Genomic DNA, 5,511 nt, shown 5'->3' on the forward strand with positions numbered 1-5,511 from the left:
CCTTGAAATTTCTTTTTAATTTCAAACAAAAGCGATTCATCACACATCTGAAGAAGTGGGCTTTCTCGCTTTAAATTCTGTAAAGTAGCAGTGACACCTCTTTTTTGAGCAATCCTATTCGATTCTCCACCATTCCATGAAAAATCATAGTCCTCCCAAACTTTTGTAATGGCTACTGTAAAATCTTCTACAGGTTTTTCCGCCAAGATGCGTTCTTTAAAACCCTCTACTAACTCAATTTCTTTATCTATGTATTTTGCAACACCTTCAACTGTTTGGATTGCACGTTTGTATGGGCTTGAATAAACATAATCAATAGCTTCTTTTTTAAGCAAATCAGTTACAGTGTTTGCATCAGTAAACCCACGTTCAGACAAAGGTCTTCCTAACTCGTCTGGCGTATATGTAGAATGAGCATGTCTAACAAAATACAAATTCGTCTGCAAATTAATCAACCTTCCATAAACGTTTATAATGCGCATCATTCTTTGTAAGATGTAATAAATATACATCAGGATTACTTAGCGTTTTCCATTGCTCAAAACCGAAATTGTTATCATAGTGATTTAATAATAAGGATATAACCCCTCCATGTGCCACGATAATTGTATTATCAGAATTACCTTCCACAATATCATTAACAACTTCTACAATTCGATTCCTGGCTTCGTTACTGGATTCTCCACCTTCATACTTCAAATCCATACGCCTGAATGTTGCTTCCAGTTTTTCCATCCAATCTGGAAAAAAGGTTGAACTAAGGACACGTTCGCTTAATCGGCTATCCAATTCAATTTCTATATTATTGTTCTCTACAAATGGCCTTATCGTTTGAATAGCTCGTAAGAAAGGACTGGAAATAATTCTATCAACCTTTATATCAGATGATAAAAAATTGGATAGTTCATTTGCTTGAATGACTCCTTTTTCGGTTAATGGTGAATCAGAAGATTGTCCCTCCGCTTCACAATGTCTAATTATGTAAATGTTTTTATTCATACTTCCTCCTTTAAACCTTACAAGGATATATTTGTACCCTTCATGTTTTCAGCACGTTTAATACTCTCTTTTAAATAATCGGGAGCATTAGGGTGTTCATATACTTGTCGAGCAGTCATCCAACTCACAGCCTCTACTTCATCTGGGCTTTTGGGCATTGCATTGCCAGATTCATATTCACATAGAAATACAATATCAATTACATTTTCACCTGAATCTGCAACAAACGATGTGCTATGTACGTATGTTAATTGATCTTTAACCATTACATCTACTTCTTCATAGATTTCACGTTTTACCGTTCTTTCTAATATATCTGATGAATTTCCTTCCTGATCAACTTTACCGCCAACAAGCGAAAGCAATCCACCTGCATGTTCTTCTTTCTTACTTCGTTCAATAATCAACCATTTATCTTTTCTAAATATTGCACCCTCTACATTTACAATGAACATTTGCATACCTCCCCAAATCAATTATTTAAGATTACACCCTTCATTTAAACTATAATGCTACCTTATTCCAGAATTCTTTATAATTATTAAGATAGAAGTCTGCAATTTTACTACCATTGTTTTGATATAAACATGTTGATATTCCTAATTCTTTTGCGGGAATTATGTCAATTTCACGATCACCAATTACCAAATCAATCATATGTTTTCGGTGAAGATATTCATAAGATTTTTTGTTAGGTTTACGAGGAAACCCATCATCTCCTGCAACAATTTCACTGAAGTGTTTGTCCCAACCGTAATATTCCAGAATCTTATGCACATCTTTCTTTAGTTTGTGTGTCATAATCACATTATTATCAGCATATTTTAAAACCGTCTCAACACTATCAAACGGTTTGAATTCTTTCGGTGGTATTCTTTCCTCCAATAGAAAAAAATCCTTTAATTGTTCCTCAGTAAAATTGTAATAACCACTCGCATGTCTGAATGATACTTTTAAGTGCCTGAAAATCTCATTTTTATCTACATGTTCAGCATTTAATACCTTTTTGAAAATTGTGGTATAAACAGGGTATGTATCAAATAAAGTACCATCAAAATCCCATAATACAGTTAATCCTTTGATATTATTTAGCATCCCTATCATTCCGTTCAGATTTTTTTTAAGTCAATCTTCTATGACAAAACCAATTTGAATTAATTGTTAAATCCTTGGAAACCTACAATAACAATTTAAACTTAACTTCCAGATGCAATCTCTTTATGAATTTTTGCCAAGTTTATTAAATCAAATCTCCCACCTCTTACTAAATCGATTATTTTCTTTGCCTCTTTCCATGCTAAATCATACAAGGATTTTTCAATTTCTCCTTTAGATATTGCTTCTTCAAGTTCATCTTCATCCAAAAGCATTATTTCACCCGTTGGAAGTACAACGATATCGAAAAACAAATCATCCATCCATGGTATATTATTCTCCGTTCCAATTTCATAGCAAATGTCTATATACCATTGTACAACTTCAACTTTTGCGTCAAACATTGTTGTTACAGAATGGTTCTTTCCGATAGGGAATTGTTGAAGCCATGAATAACTGTCATCAACAATACAAACTTTCTTTTCATGATATTTTACAAATAACGGCTCTGATACTTTGCGGATATTCAATAAAGTTATATGCCCTTTAAAATCTTTATCATGGTGAAAGGTTTGTTTATAGTCCCTTTTTAAAACACGTTTCCAGTTAGAACGATTACCATACACCCTTTTCAACATCTTCTAACCTCCTAATGTTTCCAATAGCTTATATTGCTTGTGATTCTTAGTTGTCTCTATGTAATTTAATTAATATCCCCTAAGTAAACAGGTAGCTCCTTACCTGCAATATAATCAATTATGTATTCCCGCACTGTCCGAGGGTAAAGTCTGTAGTTCAACAACTCTGATAACGGCAACCATTCCACACCTATTTGTCCATCATCAGGGACTATTCCAATACCTATATCTTTACTTCCTTCTTTAATCTTACATAAAAACATATACTCAGTTTGATGCACTTCTGAATCAAATTCAAAATGCTCATGATTTTTTCCAATGTATTCTCGGATAAATATTAGATTACCTATTTCTACATCAACATTGATTTCCTCTGTACATTCCCTTTTTAATGTTTGATGAAGATTTTCTCCGTGTTCTTGACCACCACCAGGAAAAAGAAAGTAGCATCCGTCTTTATCCTGCTTTTTTATTGCTAACAATTTACCATCTTGAACAATAACAGCTTTTGCCGAATTTCTTATTCCCATTTTGATACCCCCAATTACAATTTCTAACAAATTCCTTCTTTTTCTCAATTTTACAATATTTACAGTAAAAAGTGATGAAAAAAAGCAAACTCTCCATCAATTTATGGCTTGAATAATTAATTGTAACTCTTTCAAATCGTCAACAATGAAATCTGCTTCAACATTATTCCAATGTAAATCTTTTTTCCACACTCCAAGCATCCCTATATTCATAGCACCTTGCACATCATTTTCAGGGTGATCGCCTACGTACATACTCTCATTCGGTGAAACATTCACTTGGCTTAATGCCTTTTGAAAAATTTCAGGATTAGGCTTTTTCATCCCTTCCCATTCGGAAATAAGTATTGTATCAAAATAATCCTCAATCCCTAAAGACCTAATATTATCCATTTGGAACTGTCCCATTCCATTTGTAATCATCCCTAATCGAATTGAACTATTTTTTAAACTTTCTAACGTACTTATTAGATTGGAAAAAGGAATACAACTATTATGAAACTCTGTTATATAATCCTGTAGCAACCTTTCCCAAGATACTTCGCTAATATTGAATTCATCAACCATTTGTTGGTACACTTTATCCTTCCAGACATAACCCCGACAATCGAACTCTATAAATCTTGATGTGTAATTTTCTTTCAGGATATGACCAACCCATTCATTCCAACGATCATATTGATTCTCTATAAACTTTTGTACAGAAGCATCCCTATTTAGCAACGTGCCGTCTAAGTCGAAGATAACAGCTTTAATCATCTTAAACACACATCCCTTATTTATTTAATTCCTCCGCCAATGCACTAATCGCTTCCATTATTTCTTTTATATTTTCATCATTATTCAGTTCATTTCTCGCATGGAGTAATACAGGTCTAACAGATTCTACTGACCTTCCAAACTTGTACATCCATTTATAGCGTGGAACCATCCAAGTATGAAAATGGTGAGTCGTATCCTCATTATAAAAATAATAAACATGTTCAATCCCTAAGACTTTCCTTTGGGCCTTCCTAATCTTAGACAAGATATTTACGTAATCCATTCGTTCTTCCTCGGTTAATTCATCAAAACATTTAATATGACGCTTAGACGCTAAAATTATTAAACCTTTTATTGGATATGCAACATCTTGATGTGCATGAAAATATTCTGTTTCTATTACTACACCACCGTCTGGCTCGATAACTCCACTTGTCAAAGCACAGCTTAAACATTCTACTTCTACCACTTTTCCATTTGAAAGAGTAATCGTTTTCATAAAATCCTCCTCTAAGTTAAGTCTGTATCCATATTTTACTTAAACAAGTTTATTACCTTTTCTGCAATATCTTTAAGTCTAACATCTATTGATTTATTAACACCTCTATTTCTATCTAAATTTGTAAACTCTTCTCCTTTACTAGGAGTGAAAACATGACTAAATAAATCAATATTCGACTGGATAAAGTCCATCAAGAACTATTAAATGAAATGGTTAAAAACCTGAAGCAAAAGGGATTAAAACAAATAAAACAGATGTGATTCAGAAGGCGCTTTATAGCTTTGCCAGGGAAAGTGTTTTGGATCCAAAAACAGTTACAGAAATTATTGACCGAAATTATACTGGTTTTTTCAAATGAAGATAGCAGATCCTAAAAAATTAGAATACGCATTGAGGGAATCAGGTTAACTGGTGAAGATGAGGAAAATATCAAGGCGGTTCTTACTGGAGAAATGACAAGAGAAGAACTGATTAAAAAATTGAAAAATAAAAAGTCATAGTTTTATGACTTTAGACTTAACAAGTTACTTTTTTAGTGGCTTGTTTTTTATCTTTAAAAACGTTAAGAGTGGGGAGTTCGTTTGGTTAATATAAGTAAACCCCCTCTAGAACAAAAAAAGTTTATAAAAAATAAAAGGTTTTTCTAAAATAATAAAAATTCAAGATAGACATCTAATTTTAACAGTAAAAAAGGGGTAAGAAATTAATGAATATTGATTTAAGCATTAACGTGTCGCCAGTGATTTTTTGGTTTTTGATTTACGGTCTAATGGGATTAATGTACGCGTATCTGTAGGATTTGGAAATACATTATAGGCAAGCACATACTGTCCTTCCGTCACGAGTTGCACATTATAACCTGCCTTTAATTGCCCGTTTTTCATATAGTCATCTTTCATTCGCATAAATGTCGCATCATGGTCGGTTTTCGAATAACTGTTACGTTCTCCAAAAACTTCCATATCATTTCGATATTTTTGTTTGT

General features: G+C 33.0%; 8 protein-coding genes and 1 pseudogene. All 9 read right to left on the reverse strand.

Features of this window, described 5'->3' with window-relative positions:
* Positions 1-446, reverse strand: a 446-nt coding sequence (locus QGM71_RS21595; RefSeq protein WP_327609621.1) for a histidine phosphatase family protein, incomplete at its 3' end; no start/stop codon positions are given.
* A gap of 1 nt (position 447) precedes the next feature.
* A complete protein-coding gene (locus tag QGM71_RS21600; RefSeq protein ID WP_327609622.1) occupies positions 448-999 on the reverse strand; it encodes a histidine phosphatase family protein in 552 nt (183 codons plus the stop codon).
* A gap of 17 nt (positions 1,000-1,016) precedes the next feature.
* Positions 1,017-1,454, reverse strand: a complete 438-nt coding sequence (locus tag QGM71_RS21605; protein WP_327609623.1) for an NUDIX hydrolase — start codon at positions 1,452-1,454, stop codon at positions 1,017-1,019.
* 49 nt (positions 1,455-1,503) lie between these two features.
* Positions 1,504-2,094: an HAD hydrolase-like protein gene (locus QGM71_RS21610; protein WP_327609624.1), complete on the reverse strand. Its 591-nt coding sequence runs from the start codon at positions 2,092-2,094 to the stop codon at positions 1,504-1,506.
* A 101-nt stretch (positions 2,095-2,195) separates the two neighbouring features.
* A complete protein-coding gene (locus QGM71_RS21615) occupies positions 2,196-2,732 on the reverse strand; it encodes a DUF402 domain-containing protein (RefSeq protein ID WP_327609625.1) in 537 nt (178 codons plus the stop codon).
* A gap of 65 nt (positions 2,733-2,797) precedes the next feature.
* Positions 2,798-3,262 (reverse strand): NUDIX domain-containing protein, encoded by a 465-nt coding sequence (locus QGM71_RS21620; protein ID WP_327609626.1) that lies wholly within the window; start codon positions 3,260-3,262, stop codon positions 2,798-2,800.
* 96 nt (positions 3,263-3,358) lie between these two features.
* The gene (locus tag QGM71_RS21625) at positions 3,359-4,021 is read right to left on the reverse strand and encodes an HAD family hydrolase (RefSeq protein ID WP_327609627.1); all 663 of its coding nucleotides are present in this window, start codon (positions 4,019-4,021) and stop codon (positions 3,359-3,361) included.
* Positions 4,022-4,037: 16 nt separating this feature from the next.
* A complete protein-coding gene (locus QGM71_RS21630) occupies positions 4,038-4,523 on the reverse strand; it encodes an HIT family protein (protein WP_327609628.1) in 486 nt (161 codons plus the stop codon).
* Between the two features lie 773 nt (positions 4,524-5,296).
* Positions 5,297-5,511: pseudogene (locus tag QGM71_RS21635) on the reverse strand (IS5/IS1182 family transposase); the annotation flags it as partial.

Origin of the sequence: Virgibacillus tibetensis, from assembly GCF_036026595.1 — a bacterium.
Lineage (GTDB): Bacteria > Bacillota > Bacilli > Bacillales > Amphibacillaceae > Virgibacillus_P > Virgibacillus_P tibetensis.

What these genes read in the sequence shown, in the direction of transcription:
- QGM71_RS21600 (WP_327609622.1), bottom strand. Translation starts at nt 999, where the DNA reads ATGAATAAAAACATTTACATAATTAGACATTGTGAAGCGGAGGGACAA.
- QGM71_RS21620 (WP_327609626.1), bottom strand. Translation starts at nt 3,262, where the DNA reads ATGGGAATAAGAAATTCGGCAAAAGCTGTTATTGTTCAAGATGGTAAA.
- QGM71_RS21630 (WP_327609628.1), bottom strand. Translation starts at nt 4,523, where the DNA reads ATGAAAACGATTACTCTTTCAAATGGAAAAGTGGTAGAAGTAGAATGT.
- QGM71_RS21615 (WP_327609625.1), bottom strand. Translation starts at nt 2,732, where the DNA reads ATGTTGAAAAGGGTGTATGGTAATCGTTCTAACTGGAAACGTGTTTTA.
- QGM71_RS21625 (WP_327609627.1), bottom strand. Translation starts at nt 4,021, where the DNA reads ATGATTAAAGCTGTTATCTTCGACTTAGACGGCACGTTGCTAAATAGG.
- QGM71_RS21610 (WP_327609624.1), bottom strand. Translation starts at nt 2,094, where the DNA reads ATGCTAAATAATATCAAAGGATTAACTGTATTATGGGATTTTGATGGT.
- QGM71_RS21605 (WP_327609623.1), bottom strand. Translation starts at nt 1,454, where the DNA reads ATGTTCATTGTAAATGTAGAGGGTGCAATATTTAGAAAAGATAAATGG.